This is a genomic window from Noviherbaspirillum album, from assembly GCF_035916955.1.
Taxonomy (GTDB): domain Bacteria; phylum Pseudomonadota; class Gammaproteobacteria; order Burkholderiales; family Burkholderiaceae_D; genus Noviherbaspirillum; species Noviherbaspirillum album.
In genome coordinates this window covers 18919-44327 of record NZ_JAWIIV010000007.1, presented here as the reverse complement: position 1 = coordinate 44327, position 25409 = coordinate 18919, and the positions used below count along the sequence as shown (strand labels likewise).

The following is a 25409-nucleotide window of genomic DNA, read 5'->3' as shown; positions in this document are numbered from 1 at the left end:
GGCAATAAAAAGAATCCGATTGCTTTGCGCAAAGTAACTGAATTAGCGCAAGTGTGCCTCCTAGCTTTGGTGTAAGAATCATGACGTTCAATACTCTACTCACGCTGGAACGCAGCGACCGCCCGCAGCCGCGGAGCGATACGGAAACGCAAATGGCCCTTGAAAAATCCCTCATGCACTTCGGCATCATGCACGGCACGTCTCCGGTGATGGAGCGGCTTTATCAGCAGGTGGACCGAGTCGCGACGACGGATGCAACCGTATTGCTCGTCGGCGAGAGCGGAACCGGCAAGGAAGTGATCGCCAATGCGATCCATCATGCAAGCAAACGCTCCGAACAGCCGTTCGTCGCGGTCAACTGCGGCGCGATCCCGGCGCACCTGATCGAAGCCGCATTGTTCGGCCATGAAAAAGGCAGCTTCACCGGCGCGGTCAAGCAGCATATCGGTTACTTCGAGCATGCATCGGGCGGCACCCTGTTCCTCGATGAAATCACCGAGATGCCGGTGGACATGCAGGTCAAGCTGCTGCGCGTGCTGGAGTGCGGCAAATTCCTGCGCGTAGGCGGCGACGAAGAGGTGAAGGTCGATGTGCGCCTGATCGCCGCGACCAACCGCGATCTCGATACCGCGGTGAAACAGGGCAATCTGCGCGAAGACCTGATGTACCGGCTCGCCGTCTTTCCGATCCGCATTCCGCCGCTGCGCGAGCGCGGCACCGATATCGAAGCGCTGGCCGGGCATTTCCTGAATGAACTCAACGAAAAGAGCCAGGCGCAAAAGAACTTTTCCCGCAGCTCGCTCGACGTCATCCGTTCCTACTCATGGCCCGGCAACGTGCGCGAACTGAAGAATGTCGTGCAGCGCGCCTACATCATCGGAACTGATACGCTCAACATCGAAGACTGCATTTCCGATCTGTCGACCAAGAAGCCCACGGTGCACGAAGGCTATCTCAACTTCTTCGTCGGTACGCCGCTGGCCGATGCGCAGAAGGAAATCATCCTCGCCACGCTCAAGCATTACAGCGGCAACAAGCGCCTCACCGCCGAGGCGCTCGGCATCAGCCTGAAGACGCTGTACAACCGTCTCAAGGAGTATTGACGACGCTTTCCGACACGACTTGCGGGCTTCATGCATATCCATGCAGCCCGCAGGTTCACGTCACCTACTTCAGGCGTTGACGATCTCGCCGCCGTTCGGATGCAGCACCTGACCCGTCATGTATGAAGAATCTTCGGAAGCCAGGAAGATGTAGGCCGGCGCTACCTCATCCGGCTGACCGGCCCTGCCCAGCGGTGCCTGCTGGCCGAACGATGCGACCTGCTTTTCATCGAAGCTTGCCGGTATCAGCGGCGTCCAGATCGGACCGGGCGCGACTGCATTCACGAGAATCCCCTTTTCCAGCAGCTGCTGCGACAGCGAGCGGGTGAAGGCGACGATGGCGCCCTTGGTGGATGAATAATCGAGCAGATGCGAACTGCCGCGGTAGGCGGTGACGGAGGTGGTGTTGATGATGCGCGACCCCGGCTTCAGATGCGGCATCGCCGCGCGCACGGTGTAGAACATCGAGAAAATGTTGATGCGGAAGGTTTTCAGCAATTGTTCGTCGCTGATGTCCTCGATGCTTTGCTGAGGAAACTGCTGGGCGGCATTGTTGACGACGATATCGAGACGGCCGAAGGAATTGACTGCGGTATCGACCATCTTCTTGCAAAAATCCGACTGGCCCACATCGCCGGCGATGGTCACGCATTCGCGGCCCTCGGCTTCGATGAGACGCTGCACTTCCTGCGCATCCTGGTGTTCATCGAGATAGGCGATCACGACATTGGCGCCTTCCTTGGCGAAGCCGATTGCGGCTGCGCGGCCGATGCCGCTGTCGCCGCCGGTGATCAGCGCCACCTTGCCTTTCAGCTTGCCGCTGCCCTTGTAGTTTTTCATTTCCGCTTGCGGCCGCGGCGTCATTTCCGCTTCCGATCCGGGCTGATGGTCCTGGTGCTGCGGCGGGAATGAAGCTTGATCCTGTGACATATCCGTCCTTTCGATTCTGGTCTGCTGGGTGAGATGACTGATGACTGATGACAGTGGCCGGCATGTGCCGCTGCAGGAAACGGCAAGGGCGAGGCAGCGGGGAACGATGCCGGCGAATCCGCAGGTGTTCAGCAGAATCCGTGCCATTGGCTCAACGGCACGGCGAAAGGGACAGCAACAAAAGGAGGAACAATTCGATTCTTTAGGCGACCAGTGCCCGAACCGGCTGCATGCGGGCCATGGCATCCAACAGCAATGCCGGATCGCCTTCTGCCAGGCGCCTGGAATCGGACAGGGTCTGGCGAAATGCGCGCGCACCGGGCAAGCCGGTCATCAGGCCGAGCATGTGGCGGGTAATGCTGTTGAGACGCAGACCGCCGCCATTTGCGGTCTTGCCGTGGCGCGCAAGCTGGTCGGCGATATACGGAATCATGGCTTGCAGCACCTCGGCGCGCGTCTTCGCGGGTGCTTCATCTTGGTAATACCGCGCATCGAAGGACGCCATCAGGTAAGGATTGTGATAAGCCTCGCGGCCGAGCATCACGCCATCCAGGTGCCGCAGATGCAGGTCGATTTCCTCGACGGTCTTGATGCCGCCGTTGATAATAATTTCAAGCTCTGGAAAATCTTTTTTCAGCCGGTAGGCATATTCGGGCTTGAGCGGTGGAATCTCGCGGTTTTCCTTCGGGCTCAAGCCTTTCAGAATGGCATTGCGGGCATGCACGATGAAGGTATTGCAACCGGCCTGCGCTATGGTGCCGACGAAATCGCGCACGAAATCATAGGAGTCGACATCATCGATGCCGATGCGATGCTTGACCGTGACCTCGATGGAAACCGCGTCGCGCATTGCCTTCACACAATCGGCAACGAGCGCCGGCTCGCCCATCAGGCATGCGCCGAATGCGCCCTTCTGCACCCGCTCCGACGGACAGCCGCAATTGAGATTGATTTCATCGTAACCCCATTGCTCGCCCAGCTTCGCGCTTTTCGCGAGGTCGTCGGGTTCGCTGCCGCCCAGCTGCAGCGCGACCGGATGCTCTTCGTCGTTGAAGTCGAGATGACGCTGCACGTCGCCGTGCAGCAAGGCGCCGGTGGTCACCATCTCGGTATACAGCCAGGCATGGCGGGTGATCTGCCGGTGAAACATGCGGCAGTGGCGGTCGGTCCAGTCCATCATCGGGGCCACCGAAATGGTGCGCTTGCGGGTCGTTGCTTGGGTCATGCGGGATTGAAAGTGGGTTGCTGATGCGGCGCCAAGGTCATGCGGCCAATGGCTTGGTGACATGCCGCCGGACTTACGCCGCGGCTTGCGGCCGTAAGTCTAGCATTTCTGAAGTATTTTCCCGCGTGAATCTGGCCTAACCTGCGTCGTTAGTCTCAAAAGCAGATGACCCACCCCGACCTGCAAGCGCAGGTTACTTGTATTGAAAGAGCCCAGCCGTCGTTTCGGGGAGTGGCACGGAAAAATCTCGCTTCGCCTTTTCCCCGGCCGCGAGCACGCTTTCCATCAATGTTAATTCGCGTGCGGTTTCGCCTGCAGCAGGTACAGGCACTTCGGCTGCTGGTCGGGATCCGGCAGCTATTGGCGCTTCAGCTTTACCTTTTCCTTTTTTGGAGCGGGCGTGCGGAGCGGTCGAAGCCTCGGCTGCGTTTTCTGATCCGCTTGTCACGGAGGGCTGAAGATTACCCTTGAGTGCGGCGATTTCCTTCTCCAAGCTGCGAAGCAACAAGTTTGTCTGAGAAACCGCCTTTATGATCTTAAGCCACACTTTTGGCGATAGCGCAAGATTGGGCTGCGTGCTAGTGGAGCCTTGCTCTTGCCCCGAATCACCATAAATGGCCGGGGATCCCAAGTCGTAAAATCGAATGGGACTAAGCTGATTTTCGGGATCTTGCTGTATAGGTCTGTAATAGATATCGTTGGCCCGTGCGGCTATCCGCTCAATGTTTTCGAGTGATAGCCCGGCTGTATCGATATTAATCAATTTAATCTGGTCAGCTATGCGTGCCATGCCTGACAGACCGGTCGCCATACGACGTAGCTGGCTGACGTTTTCGCTCAACAGACCTCTTTTCTCTTCGAAGTCCTTCATCCCATACGGTATGTTTTCGAACGTCGTCAACCCGGCCCGAATACCGTTAAGGTTTGCTTCCAACATCGTTACTAAATGTTCCAGCCCGATCCTTCTGAATGAAGTGGAGACAGCAACGTGAGAAGTCGACTGAACCGCAATGGATATAGTAGTTGGTTGACCTTGTTTACGAATGCTTGGCAAGAAAGCGGCGAAGAAATTCCGACGCCTGTTCCCTCGCCGGTCGATGTGCCCGGACTGTTCGGGAGTTTCTGCCGTAAGCTTAGGCTTCCTGCTTACTATTCCGCGTACCGGGTTGAACGAGAAATGTTTTGTGTCCGGGGAAGGCGCGGTTGTTTCGACTTCCCCTTCGCGGACCTGTGCGCTTCTTACATTCGATTCGCTTGGGACATGGGCTTTCGAGAAGGGTTTTTCTGGAAAGTATTTCCCTTTCATGCTCTGCACGTTGTGCTGTGCTATCGACATGCGCTTTTGAGCGGTCGTTTCCAGACTTGACACGACGGTGCCTGAAGTGCGTTTCGCATCGTTTAAAATTCTTTTCAGAAAGTTCGCGCGGCTACTTTCCACATTTGCTGAATGATGATGATGCGGCGCTTCCGTTTGCGGACGCGCAGGCGGCACTTGAGACGGTGTCGTGGGATTATCGGGAGGAACCTCAGGCCGAATTCCAGAAAGGCTTGTTCCTGGTGTTTGAAATGTCACGTGCTTCGACATAAGTTCTCCAATCAAGTGAGACATTGCAAGATGTGCATCATTGTCTGGATGAGTGTCATGTCGTGCGCAAGGGTTCCAGCCATGTCTTGGTCCCAATACTTTTTGAGAAACACCGGCCTGCAACTTGCCTTTTCCGTGAGCAGGCTCATAATGGCTTACCGCGCATTGACACCGAGCCGCAGTCCTGGACTTATCATTGATTATCATTGCGTATAGCAGCCGGCTCATCCCGTAAGAGGAAACCGGTCAGTTCCCGACAACTCCATCCGAAGAGACAACCGCTATGGCCCAACCCCTGGATACCTCGCATTTCTGGATGCCCTTCACCGCGAACCGGCAGTTCAAGACCAAGCCGCGGCTGCTTGCCGCCGCCTCCGGCATGCATTACACCAGCGACGACGGACGCAAGATCCTCGACGGCACCGCCGGACTGTGGTGCGTGAATGCCGGCCACTGCCATCCTAAAATCACGGCTGCCATCCAGCAGCAGGCGGCCGAGATGGATTTCGCGCCGACCTTCCAGATGGGCCATCCGAAAGTGTTCGAAGCCGCCACCGCGCTGGCATCGATCGCTCCCGAAGGCTTGAACCGAGTGTTCTTCTGCAACGACGGTTCCGAGTCGGTCGACACGGCCTTGAAGATTGCACTGGCTTATCACCGCATGCGCGGCGACGGCCTGCGTACCCGGCTGATCGGGCGCGAACGCGGCTATCACGGCGTGGGATTCGGCGGCATCGCGGTGGGCGGCATTGCCGGCAACCGCAAGCATTTCGGGCCGACGCTGCCCGGCATCGACCATTTGCGTCATCCGCTCGACATCTCCAGGAACGCCTTCTCGCGCGGCCTGCCGGAGCATGGCGCGGAAATGGCCGATGAACTCGAACAACGCATGCTCGCCCTCCACGATCCGGCGACGATTGCCGCCGTCATCGTGGAACCGGTGCAAGGCTCCACCGGCGTGATCCTGCCACCCAAGGGCTACCTGCAGAAGCTGCGTGCGATCTGCGACAAGTACGGCATCCTGCTGATTTTCGATGAAGTGATCACTGGCTTCGGACGGCTGGGCAGCGCCTTCGCCGCCGATTTCTTCGGCGTCGTGCCCGACATGATCACCTGCGCCAAGGGCTTGACCAATGCCGCCGTGCCGATGGGCGCGGTCATCGTGCGCCAGGACATCCACGATGCGTTCATGGATGCGGCGCCGGAGAACACCATCGAGTTCTTCCACGGCTACACCTACAGCGGACATCCGCTCGCAGCGGCCGCATGCGTTGCCGCCATTGACGTGTACAGGGAAGAAGGCCTGTTCGACCGGGCCGCGGCCATGGCACCCTATTTCGAACAGGCGGCGCACAGCCTGAAGGGCCTGCCGTACGTGAAGGATGTGCGCAACCTGGGACTGGTCTGCGGCATCGAACTGGAAGGCGTGCCCGGCAAGCCAACCGCGCGCGCCTTCGATGTATTCCAGAAATGTTTCTGGGACAAGAATGTGCTGATACGGACCACCGGCGACATCATCGCGCTGTCGCCGCCGCTGATCATCGACAGGCAGCAGGTCGACCAGCTGTTTGGCGCCATCGCCGACGTGCTCAAGACACAGCAGGCGGTGCCGCAGACGGATACCGTTGCCGCCTGAGCAGCCGGCAACGGTCGAAAGTTCGGGAAATCATCCAGCCGGGTCCGGGAGTGACCCGGTTTTTCTTTACTGGGCGCCCGCAGTCTGCGACCGAGTCTTCCTATCGAGTGACCGCAGGGCAGCGATTTCGTTGAGCACCAGCGCGGCCATCACGATGCTGCCGCCGTACAGGGTCTCGCGCGCTGGCACCTCGCCGGCGCCGAGCCAGGCCCACAATGGACCAAGCAGCACTTCCAGCAGCGAAAGCAGCGCCACCTCGGGCGCCGACAGGCTCTTGGCCGCCTTGACCAGCAGCAGGCAGGGAATGCCCAGCTGGAAGAAGCCGAGCACCGCCAGCAAGCCGATATCGTGCAGCGATGCCTGCAGCGGCCATGCGAAGGGCAGCATCAGCAGTACCGAAAAAACGCTGCCGAGCAGCACCGCCGGCATCAGGTCCAGGCCCTGGCCGCTGCGCTTTAGAATGATGAGATTGACGGCGGAGGCGACCGGCACGGCACCGGCGATCAGCATGCCGACCAGATGTCCGCCGCTGACATCGCTCATGCCGTGCACGAACATCCACAGGATGCCGGCGACCGCAGCGATGATCGCCAGCCAGGTCCTGCGCGGAATTTGCTGCTTCAGCACCAGCCAGGCAAGGAATGCGGTAAGCAGCGGCGCAATGCTCAAGACGATCAGCGTATTGGCCACCGTGGTCCGGGTCAGCGCGATCATGAAGGCGGTGAACATGGTGCACCACATCATGCCGCTCAGGACGCCCGTCATGCCGGCGGAGCGGATCGTAGCGGCAGCCTTGCGCGGGCCCAGCTGGATGGCGAGCACCAGCGCCACCGCGAGAGCGGAAAAGATGCTGCGCCAGAGCGTGACTTCGAAGCCTCGCGCAGCATCGAGATGGCGCGTTATGACGCCGGCGATGCTCCACATCGTCGGCGCGATAATCATGAGCACCAGGGCTCGTTGATGATTCGTCAAAAGCGGCATAAACAGTTGACAAGGAGGGGGTTGCAAAAAAATCAGCCCGGCTCCCCTGTCGGGGGCCGGGCGTTTCACATCTGACTGTCATTGTTGCACGATTCTTCCCGGACCGTGCAACGGCAGGTTCAATGCCTCATCAGTGGATCATGCGGCTTCGCGCGAGGCCTTCTTGCGCTCGTGTTCCTTCAGGAAGCGCTTGCGCAGGCGGATGCTCTTCGGCGTGATCTCGACCAGCTCATCGTCCTCGATGAATTCCACCGCGTATTCCAGCGTCAGCTGGATCGGCGGCACCAGGCGCACTGCTTCATCGGTGCCGGAAGCACGCACGTTGGTCAGCTGCTTGCCCTTGATCGGATTGACGATGAGATCGTTGTCGCGCGAATGGATTCCGATGATCATGCCTTCATAAACGGCATCGTTATGGCTGACGAACATGCGGCCGCGATCCTGCAGTTTCCACAGCGCATAGGCCACGGCGGCGCCGTCATCCTGGGAAATCAGCACGCCGTTGCGGCGACCGGCCAGTTCCGGCTTGTTGACATCGACAGGCGCGTAGTCGTCGAAGATATGGCTCATCAGGCCGGTGCCGCGGGTAAGCGTCATGAATTCGGACTGGAAGCCGATCAGGCCGCGCGCCGGAATGCGGTATTCGAGACGCACTCGGCCCTTGCCGTCCGGTTCCATGTTCTGCAGGTCGCCACGGCGGCGGCCGAGCTCTTCCATCACGCCGCCCTGGTGGGAATCCTCGACGTCGACGGTAAGCAATTCATACGGTTCGCACTTGACGCCGTCGATGTCCTTGAACACCACGCGCGGACGGGAAACCGCCAGTTCGTAGCCTTCGCGGCGCATGTTTTCGAGGAGAATGGTCAGGTGCAGTTCGCCGCGGCCCGAGACTTCGAAGGTGGTGTCGTCGCCGGTGTCGGTGACGCGCAGCGCCACGTTGGCCTTGAGTTCGCGATCGAGACGGTCGCGGATCTGGCGGCTTGTGACGAACTTGCCTTCGCGGCCGGCCAGCGGCGAGTTGTTGACCAGGAAATTCATGGTCAGCGTGGGCTCGTCGACCTTGAGCATCGGCAGCGCGTCCGGTGTGTCGGGCGCGCAGACGGTGGTGCCGATACCGAGTTCTTCGATGCCGTTGATCAGGACGATGTCGCCGGCCTGGGCTTCATCGACCAGCACGCGCTCCAGGCCCTTGAACTTGAGCACCTGGTTGATGCGCGCCTTCATCGGCGTGGAATCGGGGCCGTTCATGACGATCACGTCCTGCAGCGCTTTCACGCGGCCGCGCTTGATGCGGCCGATGCCGATCTTGCCGACGTAGGAAGAATAATCGAGCGAGGAAATCTGCAGCTGCAGCGGACCGTCCGGGTCATCGTCGCGCACCGGAACGTTTTCCAGCACGGAGTCGAACAGCGGCTTCATCGTGCCTTCGCGGACCTGCGGGTCGAGGCTGGCATAGCCGTTCAGCGCGGAAGCGTACACCACCGGGAAATCGAGCTGTTCTTCGGTCGCGCCCAGCTTGTCGAAAAGTTCGAAAGTCGCATTGATGACCCACTCGGGACGTGCGCCCGGACGGTCGATCTTGTTCACCACCACGATCGGCTTGAGCCCGAGAGCGAGCGCCTTGCGCGTCACGAAACGCGTCTGCGGCATCGGGCCTTCGACCGCATCCACCAGCAGCAGCACGGAATCGACCATCGACAGCACGCGCTCGACTTCACCGCCGAAGTCGGCGTGGCCGGGGGTATCGACGATGTTGATATGGGTGCCTTCGTACTCGACCGCGCAGTTCTTGGCCAGGATGGTAATGCCGCGCTCTTTTTCGAGGTCGTTGGAATCCATCACGCGGTTATCGATTTGCTGATTTTCGCGGAAGGTGCCCGACTGACGAAGCAGCTGATCGACCAGGGTGGTTTTGCCGTGGTCGACGTGAGCGATGATGGCGATGTTGCGCAGTGCGCGTTTTGTGTTTGACATGGTGGTTTAATGCGGACTCGAAGAACCAAAAATTATAGCATGCTGCGACGCATTAAATTACAAAAATACTTGTTTTTCAATGGCTTGCATCGCATCGGGAGCTGTATGGACAGGTGCGGACCGAAAAGATTCGCTTCATTCTGGCTTTTTTCAGGCTTGCGGCTGAGAAGCAATCAGCCGCTCGGGAGCGAGCACGCCATAAGGCATGAGCAGCGCCGTTCCCAATAAGCGGCCATTGTCCTTCTGATACACGCGAACCCTGCCTTCGGCATCGGGCAGGCGAACCTGTTCCTGGTCCTCCTTGCCCAGCGGCAGGCGCTGGCCATGCATAAACCGCAACGCCAGCGCGGGGGCCAGGCGCACTTCGGGAAATGTGGACAACAAGGCATCGACCGGCGCCAGCATGCCCGGCCTTTCGCTTTCCGCCGCAGCCTCCAGGTGCTGCAGCGTCGCCGCGTCGTCAAGGCTCAGCGCGCCCACGCCCGTGCGACGCAACTCCCGCAGATGGGCTCCGCATCCCAGGGCTTTGCCTATATCCTCGCCCAGCACCCGGATATAGGTTCCCTTGCTGCATGTGACACGCAGGCGAAGGAAAGGCGCCTCGTAGCCGAGCAATTCCAGCCGGTGAATCGTGACGCTGCGTGCGGCGCGCTCGAGCGTGATACCAGCGCGCGCGTATTCGTAGAGAGGCTTGCCGTCGCGCTTGAGCGCCGAATGCATGGGCGGCACCTGTTCGATGGAGCCTCGGAATCTGGCCAGCACCGTCTCGATCTGCGGCAACGTGACACTGACCTCGCCAGTCGCCAGGACCACGCCTTCGGTATCCCCCGTATCGGTCGTGATGCCGAGGTGCACCAGGGTTTCATAGGTTTTGTCGGCTTCCAGCAAATCCTGGGAAAACTTGGTAGCTTCGCCGAAGCAGAGCGGCAGCAGGCCGGTTGCAAAGGGATCGAGCGTGCCGGTATGGCCTGCCTTCTTGGCACTCAGCAGCCACTTAGCCTTCATCAAGGCGTCGTTGCTGGACATGCCGGCCGACTTGTCCAGCAGCAGCACGCCGTCGACAGGCACGCGAATTTTCTTGGGGCGTTGTTGCGCCATATCGGATTGCATTCATGCTGCGGCGCTTGGGCGCCGGATTGATAACTTTTACTCGGGATCGAAATCCGAGGCGCGCTGAGCATTGGCCTCGTCGATCAGTTTCGAGAGTGCCATTCCCCTGGCTGTGGAGCGGTCATGCACGAAATGCACTTCGGGAGTGGTATGAATGGTGAGCCTGCGTCCAAGCTGGCCACGAATGAAACCGGCCGCCTTTTGCAGGCCGGACAAGGTATTTTGAATCGCCTCGTCGTTGTCGATGAGCGTTGTGAAGAACACCTTTGCATGTGCATAGTCGGGCGTCACCTGCACCTCGGTAATCGTAATCATGCCGACACGCGGATCCTTCAGTTCGTATGCAATGATTTCCGCAAGATCGCGCTGAATCTGGTCAGCGACGCGAACACCGCGGCCTGGAATGGATTTGCTATGTTTGGCCATGCTTGACTTCCTTGCTTCTTGGCTATTGTTGTATGTGCCCGGAGTGGCTGCCGGATGCGGCAGTGACAGCGGCGGCGCTTCGCATTCGCCGATAGGCAATGGATTCGATTGATATTCCACGTTTGCGTTTCAGCTTCGGACTCCATGTCTACATCGTAGTGAGTCCGCGGTGGACCGCAATTGCAATTGCAATTGCAATCGCTTACATGCGATACCGGCAGCGGCAGAATCGCAGCGAGCCGGAAGGCTTCGACAAGCAGGCCTCGGCCTACAAACATCATGCGCCGCCGTATTTTCGATACGGCGGCGCATGTTTATTGAAGCATTTCATCGCTTGCCCGCCGAACCTGCGGCTTGCGGCTGCGACTGCGGCTTACAGCGTCCGCGCGACTTCCTGAACCTCGAACACTTCGAGCTGATCGCCTTCCTTGATGTCATTGAAGTTCTTCAGCGACAAGCCGCATTCAAAGCCGGCTTTCACTTCTTTCACATCGTCCTTGAAGCGCTTGAGCGAATCCAGTTCTCCGGTCCAGACCACGACGTTGTCGCGGAGCAGGCGTACGGAAGAGCCCCGCTTGACCAAACCGTCCAGCACATAGCAACCGGCGATCGAGCCGACCTTGCTGACGTGGAAGACCTGGCGAATCTCGACCAGTCCCAGGGACTGCTCACGCTTTTCGGGCGCCAGCATGCCGGACATCGCAGCCTTGATCTCGTCCACCGCATCGTAAATGATGTTGTAGTAGCGGATGTCGATGCCGCTCGTCTCGGCCAGCTTGCGCGCCGATGTATCGGCACGCGTGTTGAAGCCGATGATGACCGCTTTCGAGGCGACCGCAAGGTTGACGTCCGACTCGCTGATGCCGCCGACCGCGGCATGCACGACCTGCACGCGCACCTCGTTGGTCGACAGCTTCTGCATTGCATGCACGATGGCTTCCTGCGAGCCCTGAACGTCTGCCTTGATGATCAGGGGCAGGTTCTTCACTTCGCCTTCGGCCATCTGCTCGAACATGTTTTCCAGCTTCGCCGCCTGCTGCTTTGCCAGCTTGACATCACGGAACTTGCCTTGACGGAACAATGCGATCTCACGTGCCTTGCGTTCGTCAGCCATCACCATGACTTCTTCACCGGCCGCCGGAACTTCGGTCAGGCCCTGAATTTCGACCGGGATCGACGGTCCCGCTTCCGCAACGTTCTTGCCGTTCTCGTCGACCATGGCGCGTACGCGGCCGTATGACGAACCTGCCAGCACGATGTCGCCGCGCTTGAGCGTGCCGGACTGAACCAGCACCGTCGCCACGGGACCACGGCCCTTGTCGAGCTTGGCTTCGATGACCAGCCCCTTGGCATGCGCATCGATCGGAGCCTTGAGTTCCAGCACTTCCGCCTGCAGCAGCACGTTTTCCAGCAGGTCGTCGATACCCTGACCGGTCTTTGCCGACACCGAGATGAACGGTGCGTCGCCGCCGTAGGCTTCGGGCACCACTTGCTCGGCGACCAGCTCCTGCGTCACGCGCTCGGGGTTTGCCCCCTGCTTGTCGATCTTGTTGATGGCAACAACTATCGGCACGCCCGCAGCTTTGGCGTGAGCAATCGCTTCCTTCGTCTGCGGCATCACGCCGTCGTCGGCCGCCACCACCAGGATGACGATATCAGTCGCCTTGGCGCCGCGTGCACGCATCGCGGTAAACGCTTCGTGACCCGGCGTATCGAGGAAGGTGATGATGCCGCGCGGCGTTTCAACGTGGTAAGCACCGATGTGCTGGGTGATGCCGCCGGCTTCACCGGCAGCCACCTTGGCACGACGGATCGAATCCAGCAGCGAAGTCTTGCCGTGGTCGACGTGTCCCATGACGGTGACGACCGGCGCGCGCGGCACTGCCTCGGCGTCGTTATGCTCGCCGGGCTGCTCCAGCAGCGCTTCCGGATCGTCCAGTTTGGCTGCATATGCCTTGTGGCCCATTTCCTCCACCAGGATCATCGCGGTTTCCTGGTCGAGTACCTGATTGATGGTGACCATCTGTCCGAGCTTCATCAAGTGCTTGATGACTTCGGACGCTTTCACGGCCATCTTGTGCGCCAGTTCGGCGACAGTGATCGTCTCTGGTACATGCACGTCCTTGACGACAGCTTCCGTCGGGACCTGGAAATTGGACTCGTGACGATCGTCGCCATGGGAGGAGCGACGACCTTTCGGTCCGCCGCGCCAGCCATCCCGACCACCCGGGCTCGGCGTCGCCGGGCCGCCGCGGGTTTTGATGCCGCGTTTCTTCGCGGCGTCATCTTGCCAGGTCGACGACACATTGGCCGACTTGATGGATTTCTTGTCGGCAGTGCCGGTGGCCGGCTTCTTGTCGTCCTTTTTCTCTCCGGGCTTTTTATCCGCCGGCTTGTGCAGGGTACCTTCGGCGGCCTTGGCCACAGGAGCCGGTGCAGGAGCCGGTTCCGGCGCCTTGATCACACGGCGCGGCTGGCTCATCATGGCCTTGATCTGCGCCACTTCGTCCGCAACCGCCTTGCGCGCGCGCTCGGTCGCCGCAGCCCGCTCGGCGGCGGCCTTCGTTTCCTGTTCAGCAGCTTTCTTCTTCGCCTCGTCGTCGGTGGCGCGCTTGCGTTCCTCGGCCGCCGTCACGTCGGCTTTGGCGGCGGTCTGATCGGCCTTGGCAGCCTGGGCTGCACGTTCGGCCGCAGCACGCGCCTCCTCGGCGCGCTTTGCCTCTTCCGCTTCGCGCTGTGCCTTGGCTTGCGCTTCCTTTTCCGCCTCCAGACGGGCCAGGCGCTCCTGCTTTTCGCGAAGCTCCTCTTCCTGGCGCGCAATCAACTCGGCCTGGCGGCGATCTTCTTCCGCACGACGATCGATTTCCGCCTGATCGATAACCGGAGCCGCAACTTCCTTCGGCGCGGATTCCTCGGCGGTGGGTTCGTCGCGCTTGATGAAGGTGCGCTTCTTCCGCACTTCGACCTGAATGGTGCGTGACTTGCCGGTGGCGTCGGCCTGCCGGATTTCCGTCGTTTCCTTGCGGGTCAGCGTGATTTTCTTTTTCTCGGCTTCCGGCGCGGCGCCATGCGAACGGCGCAGATGATTCAACAACTTATCCTTGTCTTCTTTGGACAAGGTATCGGACGCCGAACTCTTCTCGACGCCTGCAGCGCGCAGTTGCGTCAACAGCAAGTCTGCGGGCATCTTCAGTTCGGTGGCAAATTGGGCTACGTTGTTACTCGCCATTCAGTCCTCTTTTCTATGTAGCACGACAGATAATATTGGAGCTTTCTTCATCATTTAGATTCGGCCAGCTCCCGTGCCTTGGATTGCAATGCCCGGGCACGATCATCGTACTTGGCGTCGATCAGACGCATTTCATCATCAGTTACGTCTTCAAATTGGTTGTCGATCAGCTGACGCGCACGCTCGACCGGCAAAGCGAGAATCGAGCCAAACTCGTCGTAGGCGAGGTTCGCAAACGCGCCTAGCGTCTTGATTCCCGCAAGTCCGAGCTTGCCGGCCGTCACCCTGTCAATACCGTCGAGGTTGACGAGGGATTCATCCATGCCCTCCAGCCCTTCCTCGGAAGCAATGGCTTCGGTAACGAGCGCATCGCGGGCGCGATTGCGCAGTTCATTGACCGTGTCCTCATCGAATGCTTCGATATCCAGCATTTCCGAAATGGGGACGTATGCAATTTCTTCCAGACTTGAAAAACCTTCTTCAACGAGGATGTCAGCGACTTCCTGGTCGACGTCGAGCTTTTCCATGAACAACGAGCGGATCACCGCGGTTTCGGCAGCCGATTTGTCGGCTGATTCCTCCGCCGTCATGATATTGATCTGCCAGCCGGTCAGTTCGGAGGCGAGACGTACATTCTGGCCGCCGCGTCCGATGGCGATCGCCAGATTTTCCTCGTCGACGACGACATCCATCGCGTGCTTCTCTTCATCGACCACGATCGACGACACGTTCGCCGGCGCCAGCGCACCGATGACGAACTGGGCCGGGTCTTCCGACCAGAGGACGATATCGACGCGCTCCCCCCCCAGCTCGCCTGTCACCGCCTGTACGCGAGAGCCGCGCATGCCGACGCAGGTGCCGATCGGGTCGATCCGCTTGTCGCTGGTGAATACCGCAATCTTGGCGCGGACGCCTGCATCGCGGGCCGCCGACTTGATCTCGAGCAGACCCTGCTCGATCTCCGGCACTTCCAGTTCGAACAGCTTCATAATGAATTCCGGGGCTGTACGCGACAGAATGACCTGCGGTCCGCGCGCATTGCGATCGATACGCAGGATGTATGCCCGGACCCGGTCGCCGATGCGCAGGTTTTCCTTTGGAATCATCTGGTCCCGCGGCAGGCGGGCCTCGATCTTGCCCGACTCGACGATCGCATCGCCGCGCTCCATGCGCTTGATGGTGCCGGTGACGAGTGAGTCGCCGCGCTCGAGGAAGTCCGTCAGGATCTGCTCGCGTTCCGCATCGCGGATACGCTGGAGCACTACCTGCTTGGTATCCTGCGCGAAGCGGCGGCCGAATTCGACCGACTCGATGGGCTCCTCGATGTAATCGTCGATTTCAATGTCGGGAATCTGTTCCTTGGCTTCGAAATGCAGTACTTCCTGATCCGGCAGTTGAAGGCCGGCCTCGTCAGGAACGACATGCCAGCGACGAAAGGACTCGAATTCCCCGTTTTCGCGGTCGATGGAAACGCGGACGTCGACTTCGCCGACATAGCGTTTCTTTGTCGCTTGAGCAAGTGCATGCTCGAGGGCTCCGAAGACGATTTCCTTATCGACATTTTTTTCTCGTGCCAGAGCATCAACCAACAGCAATATTTCGCGACTCATCCTTTGCGACTCCTAAAATCCACTTTCGGCACCAGACGTGCCTTGTCCACATCGGCGAGGGTGAACTCCAACATCGCCGGTCCATCTTTTCCTTCAAACTCCAGCTTCAGCATGTCGCCGTCCGGTTCGTGCAGCACTCCCTGGAAGGATTTGCGATTGGCTGCCGAAGGCATCGGCATGCGCAGCTTGATCGTCGCTTCCTGACCCGCGAAACGGACGTAATCCGATAGCTTCTTCAATGGCCGGTCCAGCCCGGGAGAGGAAATTTCCAGGCGTTCGTAACTGGCATTTTCCACCGTCAACACATGGGAAAGCTGGTGACTGACCTTTTCGCAGTCTTCCACCGTAATGTTTCCCTTGTCCGCCGCTTCAGGCGGAAAGTCGATATAAACGCGCAGCAAGCCATGGGCCGCCTGTTCGAGCTCGACCAGCTCGTAACCCATGCCTGTCACGGTTTTTTCAACCAAATCCAGCAACCGCAAGCCATTCTCCAAAACGTGTGCATCGACTGCAAAAATGATGACGCCAAACTGTTTAACAAAAAAAAAATGGGCAAGTGCCCATCCTTTTTATCATCTGGCCAACTTCAGCCACCATCCCCGACAGAACTTGCCTTTGCAGGCGCAATTCTGTTAACTCACTAATTATAAACAATTAGTTTGAGCATCGCAATCGAGAAGACAATCGACCTGCCGCCGACGGAGGCTTGCTCGCTTCCATCGCAAGGCAGAAAAATTCCCCGCGCAACGCCTGCCCATGCGTTTATCCGCGCGAACGGCGCCGCGTCATGTTACCCATGGGCATGCCGCGTCCTTGTCCTGCCGAATGGCGGCGCGACTTCCCTGCATCAGGAAAACCGAGCGCTGTCTGCAGCGGATCCGGCTGCCGGCTGCGCGACTGTCCCTGCTCGCCACGCTGCTGATTGCCTCGCGCCGGATAGGCCGGGCCGCGCTTGGCGGCCTGAGCCCTGTCGTTGCCGTTGACGTTTCCATTGCCGCGGTCATTGCGCTGCTTGGCGCCCGCAGGCTGGCTAGCCGGTTTTTCCAGTCCGCTCAGGCTCATCAGATCCCGTACGGCATGCTCGTCGAGCTCTTCCCAGCGGCCGCGTCTGAGACCGCTCGGCAGGGTCAGCACACCGTAACGGGTACGAATCAGCCGGGACACGGTCAAGCCGATCGCCTCGAACATGCGCCGGACTTCACGGTTGCGTCCTTCGCCGATGGTCACGCGGTACCAGCGGTTCACGCCCTCGCCGCCGCCGTCGGCAATCCGGGAAAACTGTGCGACACCGTCGTCAAGCTCGACGCCGGCAAGCAGACGCTGCCGCATGCCCTCTTCCAGCTCGCCGAGCGTACGCACCGCATACTCCCGCTCGATATTGTATCGGGGGTGCATGAGACGGTTGGCAAGATCGCCGGATGTCGTAAACAGCAGCAAGCCTTCGGTGTTGAAATCCAGGCGACCCACCGCGAGCCACTTCCCGATCTTCATTGTCGGCAGATTGGCAAAGACCGACGGGCGGCCTTCAGGATCGTCGTGACTGACGATTTCTCCAGCCGGCTTGTGATAGATGAGAACCCGCGGCGGACGCTTGGTGACCTTGCGCTGTACCAGCTTGCCGTTGATCCGGACCTGATCCGTCGGCAGGATGCGCTGACCAATATGCGCGGGTTCGCCGTTCACGGATACGCGGCCCGCGATGATGAGCTCTTCCATGTCGCGGCGCGAGCCGAGGCCCACTTCGGCGAGCACCTTGTGCAACTTGGGCGCATCGTCGTCAGCGGTCAGATCGCGACGAACCGGCTTGGCCGAACGCGCATCGCGCCGGGCCGCGTTGCCTTCGGCATCCGCATCGAAGGCGCCGGAGGTGACAAGCGTGAAAATGTCATCCGCATTGCCGGCCTTCGGTCGGAACGGGGTTCGCTTGCCCGAAGACGCGGCCTTCTTGCCCGGCTGACGGGTGCGCGGTGACGCGGCACCGTCCTTCTGCACGCTTTCATTGCGCGGCTCGCCGGTACGCTGCCGCGGCGGGCGTGCCCGCCTGGAGTCGCTTGCCCTCCCATCGCCAGCAAGCCCTGCTTCTGCGGCTGGCGTGTCCGCCGCGCGCACCTGCTCGCCCGATGCGCCGTCCGCCGACAATTCAGCCTCGGCATTTCGCGGCGCGCGCGTGCGGCGCAGACTGCGAGGCCCCCTCACGCCGCGCTTGGCCGCCTTGTTCTTGCCGTCGCCATCCGGGGAAGGCGAAGCCGCATCTTTCTGCGTCTGCTCGCCCTTTTCGCCGGAAGCCATTCTCGGCTCAAGTTCAGCGGGCATCGCCGCGACTTCATTTTGGGAGGGAGGATTCATCGTTGGATTCTTTTTGTTGCGGGCTATGCGTTGCGTCATCCTGGGTTTCCGTGACAGGTGCGACATCTGATGGCGAGATATCCGCTACCGCGGCGGAAACGATCTCTGGAGATAGGGCTGGCGGCTCAAGGACCTTCAGGGACTCAAGGGCCGGCTCTGCGTTTGAGGAGTCGGGTGTTTCAGGAACCGGCACTTCGGCAGACGCCGCGCCCTGATCCAGTCCGGCCTGCATTTCGGATTGAAGAGCCTGAAACTCAGGCAAGCTTCCGCCTTGCATGTCGTCTTTGCTTACCTGCTGCAACGGCGGCAATTGATCCAGCGATGTCAAACCGAGGTCATCGAGAAACTGCCTCGTGGTGGCAAAAAGCGCCGGACGCCCGGGGACATCGCGATGTCCGATCGCCTCGATCCAGCCACGATCTTCGAGCATCTTGATGGTTTGAGAGTTCACCGTTACACCGCGAATTTCTTCGATGTCGCCACGTGTCACGGGCTGTCGATAGGCGATGATTGCAAGGGTTTCAAGCGTTGCGCGCGTATATTTGGGCGGCTTCTCGGGATTGAGCCGCTCAAGATACTTCTTCATCTCCGGGCGGCTTTGAAAGCGCCAGCCGGTAGAGAGGCTGACAATTTCGATACCCTTGTCGACCCAGTCCCTGCGCAATTCTTCAAGCATTGCCTTGATGGTGTCGGCACCGACTTCTTCATGAGCTTCGCCGCTTTCCGCAAACAGTTTCCGCATGTCGCTGATCGACAATGGCTCATGTGCGCAAAGCAATGCTGTTTCGAGGACTTTCTTAGCCTCAATAGTATTCATGTTATTGCGTTATTCTGTACTAGCTGCTGAAGTTATCGTCAACGACGGCATTTCGCAATGCTGCCCGGTCAGAGAAACCTGTTGATGCTTTTCCGGCGCCCGATTTATTGGAGGAGTAATGAGGGCGGGAATTGAAAGACTATGAGACTTGGTTGCGGGGGCAGGATTTGAACCTGCGACCTTCGGGTTATGAGCCCGACGAGCTGCCAGACTGCTCCACCCCGCGTCTGAAGAATGAAAGTATAGCCTGTATTGACAGTCGGCGCAATTGCAACTTCATCGGTGGTGATACACTTGCCATGCGCGATCCGTCATTGTCCGGTTCAACACGTGTACCGAAAGCGCATGAAGTCTGAAGCTTCCCGGTTGGCACAATCACTATCTGTCTCCCTTCTATGAAATTCTGCTCTGAGTGCGCACATCCTGTTTCGCTGCTGATCCCTCCCGATGACAACCGCCCTCGCTTCGTCTGCGAGCAATGCGGCACCATTCATTACCAGAACCCGAAGATGGTGATCGGTTCGATCCCGGTATGGGAAGAGGACGGCAAGATTCGGGTCCTGCTGTGCAAGCGCGCGATCGAACCGCGCTACGGATACTGGACCCTGCCCGCAGGCTTCATGGAGAACAACGAGACGACCACCGAAGCGGCCTTGCGCGAAACCTTCGAGGAAGCAGGCGCGCGCATCCAGCTGCACGGGCTCTTCTCCATGCTCAATGTCCCGCATGTCCACCAGGTGCATCTGTTCTATCGGGCCACCTTGCTCGACCTGGACTACCAGGCCGGCATCGAGAGTCTCGAAGTCGAGCTGTTTGCCGAGCACGAAATCCCATGGAGCGACATCGCCTTTCCCACAGTCGGCCATACACTGAAGGCATTCTTCGCCGATATGGCGCGCATTCGCGCCGAAGGCGGACAATACGGCCTGCATACGGAAGACATCCGCAAGCCGATGCGACAGACCGATTGAATCGAAAAGCAGGAACGGTCCGCACATTCCATTTCCGCAACGGCCCCTGTGCCGGCTGCGACATCACCGCAGCCACGCGTAGAGAGCCGTACCACGGGTCCTTTACCAGTTCGTTTCGCGTTCCGGCGTCGCGCTGATCTTGTGAATCGACAGATCGGCGCCATCGAATTCCTGCTCCGGATCGAGGCGTATCCCGACTGTCGCCTTCAACACGCCGTAGATGATTGCTCCACCCGCCGTCGCAATGGCGACACCCAGGACGGTGCCCACCAGCTGGGACATGAACGAAACGCCGCCCATTCCGCCCAGAGCGGATTGACCGAAGATGCCAGCGGCGATTCCTCCCCATGCGCCGCACAAACCATGCAACGGCCACACGCCGAGCACATCGTCGATCTTCCATTTATTCTGCGTCAGTGTGAACATCCAGACAAACATGGCGCCCGCTAGTCCGCCGGTGGCAAGGGCGCCGAGAGGATGCATCAGATCGGATCCGGCGCAGACCGCGACGAGTCCCGCCAGGGGGCCGTTATAGGCAAAGCCGGGATCGTTCTTGCCAAGAATGACCGAGGCCAGCGTGCCGCCCACCATCGCCATCAATGAATTGAGGGCCACCAGTCCATTGATCTTGTCCAGCGTCTGCGCGCTCATCACGTTGAAACCGAACCAGCCGACCGCAAGAATCCAGGCGCCGAGCGCCAGGAAGGGAATATTGGATGGCGGATGCGCGGCAATGGCGCCATCCTTCCCATAACGGCCCCGGCGCGCGCCGAGGAGCAGAATGGCCGGCAGCGCGGCCCACCCTCCGACCGCATGCACGACGACCGAGCCGGCGAAATCATGGAATTCGGCAGAGAACATGGCTTTCAGCCAGGCTTGGATACCGAATCGCTGATTCCATGCGATTCCCTCGAACAAGGGGTAGACGAAACCAACCAGCAATGCAGTGGCCACCAGCTGGGGATGGAATTTCGCCCGCTCCGCGATGCCGCCCGAGATGATGGCCGGGATGGCGGCTGCGAAAGTCAGAAGAAAGAAGAACTTCACCAGTTCGAAGCCGTTGCCGGCCGATAGCGTCGATGCATCGGCGAAAAAATTGACGCCGTAGGAAATGCCGTAGCCGATGAAGAAATACGCAATGGTCGATACGGCGAAATCGACTAATATTTTGACCAGCGCATTGACCTGGTTCTTCTTGCGGACCGTACCAAGCTCAAGAAAGGCGAAGCCCGCATGCATTGCCAGAATCATGATGGCGCCCAGCAAAATGAATAGGGCATCGGCGCCGCTTTTTAATCCGTCCATGCAAAAACTCCCTGTAAAAGTGCACGATATTCTATTGGCGCCAATTTCTAGCAAGAATTATTCCATTTTGGTGCAAATATGCAACTTACTGTTTATATTGAATAAAATGCTTTTGCGAAATCCTTCGATGCATCGTTCCGCACTGCTTGCGTGCGTCATGGCATTCCATCGCGTTCCATTTTGGGGAGGGGCATGATTCCTTGGCTCGAATCGACCACGCCTTTTCCGGATGTTTCGACCGCACTGACCGAGCGGGACGGTGCGGCCGGGTTGCTGGCAGCCGGAGGCGATCTTTCGCCGCGGCGTTTGCTGGAAGCCTATCGAAACGGGATATTTCCCTGGTTTTCGGACGGCCAGCCCGTTCTCTGGTGGAGTACCGATCCGCGCATGGTGCTTTACACCGAGCGCTTTGCCGTCTCTCACAGCCTGAAGAAGACGTTGAAAAAGGTGCAGAAAAGCATGCAGGGCGACGGGCGCTGGCAGATCCGCTTCGACACTGCGTTCGAGCAGGTGATGCGCGCTTGCGCCGCACCCCGCAAAGATGGTGCGGGCACCTGGATATCAACAGATATCCTGCGCGGATACTGCGCACTGCATCGGCAGGGCCATGCTCACTCTTCCGAAGTTTGGCTCGACGGCGAACTGGTGGGGGGCGCTTACGGCGTTTGCATTGGCCGCATGTTCTACGGCGAGTCGATGTTCGCGCGCGTATCCGATGCTTCCAAGATTGCACTGGCATATCTTGTGCACTTCCTAAGGTGCAACGGCGTGGAAATGATCGACTGTCAGCAGGAGACTTCCCATCTGGCGTCACTGGGAGCCGTGCCGATCTCGCGGAAGGATTTCCTGTCGCATCTCAGGACGGCAATAGAAAAAGAACCAATCACGAACTGGCAACCGCTTGCGCTGTCATGACAGGAAGCGGTAAAAAACTTCAATGCCAGTTTCCCAGCCGGTGTAAATTACAGAATGACCATTAGCGCCACCTTCAGCCAGTTTCGCCAGTATCGCAGTCAGTCACCACGCATATGACGCATCTAAAAGACCTGCCATTCGCAACACTCCAGTTCTACGCGACGGCACCCTATCCCTGCAGCTACCTCGATAACCGCCAGGCGCGTTCCCAGGTTGCCACGCCGTCGCATCTGATCAACGCGGACGTATATTCGGAACTGGTCAAGAACGGTTTCCGCCGCAGCGGCATTTTCACCTACCGTCCCTATTGCGACGGTTGCCAGGCATGCATTCCGGTGCGGGTCAGGGCAGCCGATTTCGCCGGCAACCGCAGCCAGCGAAGAGCCTGGAATAGACATGGCGACTTGACCACATGGGTTACGACACTGACTTACGTGCCGGAACACTATGAACTCTACCTGCGCTACCAGGCGGCCCGCCACGCCGGCGGCGGCATGGACCAGGACAGCCGTGACCAGTATGCGCAGTTTCTTCTGCAGAGCAAGGTCAATACGAGGCTGGTCGAATTCCGCGATCCCGACGGCATACTGCGCATGGTCAGCATCATCGATGTGCTCAATGACGGCTTGTCGTCGGTCTACACCTTCTATGATCCGGACGTGAGCGGCGCCTCGTTCGGCACTTACAACATCATGTGGCAGATCGAGCAGGCCAGGCGGCTGGAAATGCCCTATGTCTATCTCGGCTACTGGATACGCGACAGCCAGAAGATGGCCTACAAGGTAAATTTTCAACCGATGGAAGCGCTGGTGCAAGGAAAATGGCAAGCCTGGCATGCCGATATCTGAACGCAGGCTGGGTTATACCAATTCCGAGCGCAGGGTTAAAATAGCGTCTTTTCAAAAAGCAACCGGGCAGCAGGCAGTCGCTGTACTGCCCTTGCCGCTATCGACTTCCGACCGCCATGCCCGACAAGCTTCTCTACGCACTAGCGCGCCCCCTTCTGTTTTCCCTCGACCCCGAAGCTGCACACAACCTCACCCTGCCCTGGCTGAGAAGAGCATCCGGTTTCGGATTGACCAGGATCATCAGCCGCCCGCAGCCGGATCCCCGCACAGTCATGGGAATCACCTTTCCCAATCCGGTCGGCCTTGCCGCGGGACTCGATAAGGATGGCGCCTACATCGACGGACTAGCCTCGCTCGGATTCGGCTCAATCGAGGTGGGCACGGTCACACCGCGTCCACAGCCGGGAAACCCTCTCCCACGCATGTTTCGCCTGCCGCAGGCAAATGCGATCATCAACCGCATGGGCTTCAACAACGGCGGCGTGGATGCATTCGTGGCCAACGTCCAGGCATCCAGATTCTTCCAGAACAAGGAAGGCATACTCGGGCTCAACATCGGCAAGAACGCAGATACGCCGATCGAACGCGCGGCGGACGACTATCTTCACTGCCTGGAAAAGGTCTACCCGTACGCAAGTTACGTGACCGTCAACATTTCTTCCCCGAACACCAAGAACCTGCGCCAGCTGCAGGGCGGTTCGGAACTTGACTCCCTGCTGTCGGCCCTGAAGGACGCACAGCAGCGGCTGGCGGACAGACACAAGCGCTACGTGCCCATCGCGCTGAAAATTGCTCCCGACATCGACACAGAACAAGTCAAGACCATTGCGGCAACCTTGCTGCAACATCGGATGGATGCCGTCATTGCCACCAACACCACGATCACCCGGGATGCGGTCAAGGGCCTGGCCCATGCGGAAGAAACAGGCGGATTGTCCGGGGCGCCGGTGTTCGAATTGTCCAATTCCGTCATCAGGGCATTGAAGTCCGAGCTGGGCGACGGCTTGCCCATCATTGGTGTCGGTGGCATTCTTTCCGCAGATAACGCCAGGGCCAAGATCGATGCGGGCGCATCGCTGGTACAGTTGTACACGGGCCTCATTTACTGCGGCCCGACGCTTATCAGGGAATGCGCGGCCGCGCTGCGCAAGACGCGATAGGAGTGTGGCCGCTCGTGCCGCCATGCAACCATCATCGATAAACCGATTTTCAATTCCTGCACAGAGACATGGATCGACTCACACTAGGCACCAGCGATTTGAATGTATCCCGCATCTGCCTGGGTACGATGACCTTTGGCGAACAGAACACCGAAGCCGAGGCGCATGCCCAGCTTGATTATGCAGTGGAGCGCGGTATCAATTTCATTGATACCGCGGAGATGTATCCAGTCATGCCGCGGGCAGAAACGCAGGGCCGGACCGAAAGCCATATTGGCAGCTGGCTGAAAAAGTCAGGGCGCCGGGCCGACGTCATTATTGCCACCAAGGCGGCGGGTCCGTCGCGCGGCATTTCCTGGATCCGCAACGGCGGCACCGATTTCGATGCGGTCAACCTGCGCGCTGCCGTCGAGGAAAGCCTGCGCAGACTGCAAACGGATTACATCGATTTGTACCAATTACACTGGCCGAGCCGCAATGTGCCGATGTTCGGCCAGAACTCTTTTGATCCGGCAAAAGAAAGACAACATGTCGCGATCGAAGAAACCCTTGCCGCGCTCGGCGAACTGGTCAGGCAAGGAAAAATCCGGCATGTCGGCGTCTCCAACGAAACGCCATGGGGTGTCTGCGAATTCATCAGGCAATCCGAGCAGCATGGCTTGCCGCGCATCGCATCTATCCAGAATGCGTACAGCCTGGTCAACCGCAGTTTCGAACAGGCGCTCGACGAGACCTGCTTCCGCACCGGAGTTAGCCTTCTTGCATATAGCCCGTTGGCTTTCGGCCAGTTGTCGGCAAAGTATGCGGACGATCCGAAGGCAAGCGGCCGGCTGACGATATTCCCGCCGAACTGGAGCCCTCGCTACCTGCGTCCGTCGGTCATCGAAGCCTGTGGACGATATGCGAAGCTGGCGCGGGAAAACGGAATGACGCCGACCCAGCTGGCGCTTGCCTGGTGTTACAGCCGCTGGTTCGTGGCCTCGACCATCGTCGGCGCGACATCGCTCGCCCAGTTGAAGGAAAACATTGATGCCTGGGACACGAAACTGACGGATGAGGTCGTTCGAGCCGTCAATGCCATTCATTCGGACATGCCCAATCCTGCGCAATAGCGACAGGCAATGCCCTGGCTGGCGTCTGCACTAGTGACAACCGCCGCTGAGCCGCGGCATGCCAGCCTGTCCTTCCATCACATATAAAAAACCCGGACCGCTCGCGCGTATCCGGGTTTTTTCAAG

20 protein-coding genes and 1 tRNA gene are annotated in these 25409 nt (G+C 59.3%); 7 read left to right on the top strand and 14 right to left on the bottom strand.

Features of this window, described 5'->3' with window-relative positions; all coding sequences use genetic code 11:
* Nucleotides 1-80 precede the first annotated feature (80 nt).
* Entirely contained in the window at nt 81-1103 is a 1023-nt protein-coding gene (locus RY831_RS10295) for a sigma-54 interaction domain-containing protein (protein ID WP_326506250.1), read from the top strand.
* A 69-nt stretch (nt 1104-1172) separates the two neighbouring features.
* Here RY831_RS10295 and RY831_RS10290 read toward each other — a convergent pair whose 3' ends face one another.
* From RY831_RS10290 to RY831_RS10280, 3 genes are all read right to left on the bottom strand, one after another.
* Nucleotides 1173-2033, bottom strand: coding sequence for an SDR family oxidoreductase (locus RY831_RS10290; protein ID WP_326506249.1), 861 nt, complete (start codon nt 2031-2033; stop codon nt 1173-1175).
* A 202-nt stretch (nt 2034-2235) separates the two neighbouring features.
* Nucleotides 2236-3258, bottom strand: coding sequence for a tRNA dihydrouridine(20/20a) synthase DusA (dusA, locus tag RY831_RS10285; RefSeq protein WP_326506248.1), 1023 nt, complete (start codon nt 3256-3258; stop codon nt 2236-2238).
* Nucleotides 3259-3451: 193 nt separating this feature from the next.
* Nucleotides 3452-4843, bottom strand: coding sequence for a hypothetical protein (locus tag RY831_RS10280; protein ID WP_326506247.1), 1392 nt, complete (start codon nt 4841-4843; stop codon nt 3452-3454).
* Nucleotides 4844-5126: 283 nt separating this feature from the next.
* Here RY831_RS10280 and aptA point away from each other — a divergent pair, with 283 nt between their 5' ends.
* On the top strand, nt 5127-6479 hold the full coding sequence (aptA, locus tag RY831_RS10275) for an omega-aminotransferase AptA (RefSeq protein WP_326506246.1): 1353 nt from the start codon (nt 5127-5129) through the stop codon (nt 6477-6479).
* 66 nt (nt 6480-6545) lie between these two features.
* Here the strand turns inward: aptA and RY831_RS10270 are convergent, their stop codons facing one another.
* The 10 genes from RY831_RS10270 to RY831_RS10225 all read right to left on the bottom strand — a co-directional run bounded on the left by RY831_RS10270 (nt 6546) and on the right by RY831_RS10225 (nt 19198).
* Complete coding sequence (locus tag RY831_RS10270; protein WP_326506429.1) at nt 6546-7421, bottom strand: DMT family transporter; 876 nt, start codon at nt 7419-7421, stop codon at nt 6546-6548.
* Nucleotides 7422-7598: 177 nt separating this feature from the next.
* On the bottom strand, nt 7599-9434 hold the full coding sequence (gene typA / locus RY831_RS10265; protein WP_326506245.1) for a translational GTPase TypA: 1836 nt from the start codon (nt 9432-9434) through the stop codon (nt 7599-7601).
* A 150-nt stretch (nt 9435-9584) separates the two neighbouring features.
* Nucleotides 9585-10532: a tRNA pseudouridine(55) synthase TruB gene (gene truB / locus RY831_RS10260; protein ID WP_326506244.1), complete on the bottom strand. Its 948-nt coding sequence runs from the start codon at nt 10530-10532 to the stop codon at nt 9585-9587.
* A gap of 48 nt (nt 10533-10580) precedes the next feature.
* Nucleotides 10581-10970: a 30S ribosome-binding factor RbfA gene (gene rbfA, locus RY831_RS10255; protein WP_326506243.1), complete on the bottom strand. Its 390-nt coding sequence runs from the start codon at nt 10968-10970 to the stop codon at nt 10581-10583.
* Between the two features lie 373 nt (nt 10971-11343).
* Nucleotides 11344-14199 (bottom strand): translation initiation factor IF-2, encoded by a 2856-nt coding sequence (gene infB, locus RY831_RS10250; RefSeq protein WP_326506242.1) that lies wholly within the window; start codon nt 14197-14199, stop codon nt 11344-11346.
* A gap of 50 nt (nt 14200-14249) precedes the next feature.
* The gene (gene nusA / locus RY831_RS10245; RefSeq protein ID WP_326506241.1) at nt 14250-15809 is read right to left on the bottom strand and encodes a transcription termination factor NusA; all 1560 of its coding nucleotides are present in this window, start codon (nt 15807-15809) and stop codon (nt 14250-14252) included.
* The gene (rimP, locus tag RY831_RS10240; protein WP_326506240.1) at nt 15806-16291 is read right to left on the bottom strand and encodes a ribosome maturation factor RimP; all 486 of its coding nucleotides are present in this window, start codon (nt 16289-16291) and stop codon (nt 15806-15808) included. The genes nusA and rimP overlap by 4 nt, the downstream gene beginning before the upstream one ends.
* Nucleotides 16292-16571: 280 nt before the next feature.
* Nucleotides 16572-18155 (bottom strand): 23S rRNA pseudouridine(2605) synthase RluB, encoded by a 1584-nt coding sequence (gene rluB / locus RY831_RS10235; protein WP_326506239.1) that lies wholly within the window; start codon nt 18153-18155, stop codon nt 16572-16574.
* Nucleotides 18133-18972 (bottom strand): SMC-Scp complex subunit ScpB, encoded by an 840-nt coding sequence (gene scpB, locus RY831_RS10230; protein WP_326506238.1) that lies wholly within the window; start codon nt 18970-18972, stop codon nt 18133-18135. The genes rluB and scpB overlap by 23 nt, the downstream gene beginning before the upstream one ends.
* A gap of 149 nt (nt 18973-19121) precedes the next feature.
* A tRNA-Met gene (locus tag RY831_RS10225) sits at nt 19122-19198 on the bottom strand.
* 169 nt (nt 19199-19367) lie between these two features.
* On the opposite strand from RY831_RS10225, the gene RY831_RS10220 reads away from it, so the two are divergent.
* Complete coding sequence (locus tag RY831_RS10220; protein WP_326506237.1) at nt 19368-19943, top strand: NUDIX hydrolase; 576 nt, start codon at nt 19368-19370, stop codon at nt 19941-19943.
* A 102-nt stretch (nt 19944-20045) separates the two neighbouring features.
* Here RY831_RS10220 and RY831_RS10215 read toward each other — a convergent pair whose 3' ends face one another.
* Nucleotides 20046-21248 (bottom strand): ammonium transporter, encoded by a 1203-nt coding sequence (locus RY831_RS10215; protein WP_326506236.1) that lies wholly within the window; start codon nt 21246-21248, stop codon nt 20046-20048.
* Nucleotides 21249-21440: 192 nt separating this feature from the next.
* Here RY831_RS10215 and aat point away from each other — a divergent pair, with 192 nt between their 5' ends.
* The 4 genes from aat (at nt 21441) to RY831_RS10195 (ending at nt 25283) form a co-directional block, all read left to right on the top strand.
* Complete coding sequence (gene aat, locus RY831_RS10210) at nt 21441-22163, top strand: leucyl/phenylalanyl-tRNA--protein transferase (RefSeq protein ID WP_326506235.1); 723 nt, start codon at nt 21441-21443, stop codon at nt 22161-22163.
* Nucleotides 22164-22276: 113 nt separating this feature from the next.
* Entirely contained in the window at nt 22277-23011 is a 735-nt protein-coding gene (locus RY831_RS10205; RefSeq protein WP_326506234.1) for an arginyltransferase, read from the top strand.
* A 116-nt stretch (nt 23012-23127) separates the two neighbouring features.
* Nucleotides 23128-24171: a quinone-dependent dihydroorotate dehydrogenase gene (locus tag RY831_RS10200; RefSeq protein ID WP_326506233.1), complete on the top strand. Its 1044-nt coding sequence runs from the start codon at nt 23128-23130 to the stop codon at nt 24169-24171.
* Nucleotides 24172-24239: 68 nt separating this feature from the next.
* Nucleotides 24240-25283, top strand: a complete 1044-nt coding sequence (locus tag RY831_RS10195) for an aldo/keto reductase (RefSeq protein WP_326506232.1) — start codon at nt 24240-24242, stop codon at nt 25281-25283.
* Nucleotides 25284-25409: the final 126 nt, after the last annotated feature.

Excerpts from the sequence above, each read along its gene's own strand:
- RY831_RS10295 (WP_326506250.1), top strand. The coding sequence starts at position 81 with ATGACGTTCAATACTCTACTCACGCTGGAACGCAGCGACCGCCCGCAG.
- RY831_RS10290 (WP_326506249.1), bottom strand. The coding sequence starts at position 2,033 with ATGTCACAGGATCAAGCTTCATTCCCGCCGCAGCACCAGGACCATCAG.
- dusA (WP_326506248.1), bottom strand. The coding sequence starts at position 3,258 with ATGACCCAAGCAACGACCCGCAAGCGCACCATTTCGGTGGCCCCGATG.
- RY831_RS10280 (WP_326506247.1), bottom strand. The coding sequence starts at position 4,843 with ATGTCGAAGCACGTGACATTTCAAACACCAGGAACAAGCCTTTCTGGA.
- aptA (WP_326506246.1), top strand. The coding sequence starts at position 5,127 with ATGGCCCAACCCCTGGATACCTCGCATTTCTGGATGCCCTTCACCGCG.
- RY831_RS10270 (WP_326506429.1), bottom strand. The coding sequence starts at position 7,421 with ATGATTATCGCGCCGACGATGTGGAGCATCGCCGGCGTCATAACGCGC.
- typA (WP_326506245.1), bottom strand. The coding sequence starts at position 9,434 with ATGTCAAACACAAAACGCGCACTGCGCAACATCGCCATCATCGCTCAC.
- truB (WP_326506244.1), bottom strand. The coding sequence starts at position 10,532 with ATGGCGCAACAACGCCCCAAGAAAATTCGCGTGCCTGTCGACGGCGTG.
- rbfA (WP_326506243.1), bottom strand. The coding sequence starts at position 10,970 with ATGGCCAAACATAGCAAATCCATTCCAGGCCGCGGTGTTCGCGTCGCT.
- infB (WP_326506242.1), bottom strand. The coding sequence starts at position 14,199 with ATGGCGAGTAACAACGTAGCCCAATTTGCCACCGAACTGAAGATGCCC.
- nusA (WP_326506241.1), bottom strand. The coding sequence starts at position 15,809 with ATGAGTCGCGAAATATTGCTGTTGGTTGATGCTCTGGCACGAGAAAAA.
- rluB (WP_326506239.1), bottom strand. The coding sequence starts at position 18,155 with ATGAATCCTCCCTCCCAAAATGAAGTCGCGGCGATGCCCGCTGAACTT.
- scpB (WP_326506238.1), bottom strand. The coding sequence starts at position 18,972 with ATGAATACTATTGAGGCTAAGAAAGTCCTCGAAACAGCATTGCTTTGC.
- RY831_RS10220 (WP_326506237.1), top strand. The coding sequence starts at position 19,368 with ATGAAATTCTGCTCTGAGTGCGCACATCCTGTTTCGCTGCTGATCCCT.
- RY831_RS10215 (WP_326506236.1), bottom strand. The coding sequence starts at position 21,248 with ATGGACGGATTAAAAAGCGGCGCCGATGCCCTATTCATTTTGCTGGGC.
- aat (WP_326506235.1), top strand. The coding sequence starts at position 21,441 with ATGATTCCTTGGCTCGAATCGACCACGCCTTTTCCGGATGTTTCGACC.
- RY831_RS10205 (WP_326506234.1), top strand. The coding sequence starts at position 22,277 with ATGACGCATCTAAAAGACCTGCCATTCGCAACACTCCAGTTCTACGCG.
- RY831_RS10200 (WP_326506233.1), top strand. The coding sequence starts at position 23,128 with ATGCCCGACAAGCTTCTCTACGCACTAGCGCGCCCCCTTCTGTTTTCC.
- RY831_RS10195 (WP_326506232.1), top strand. The coding sequence starts at position 24,240 with ATGGATCGACTCACACTAGGCACCAGCGATTTGAATGTATCCCGCATC.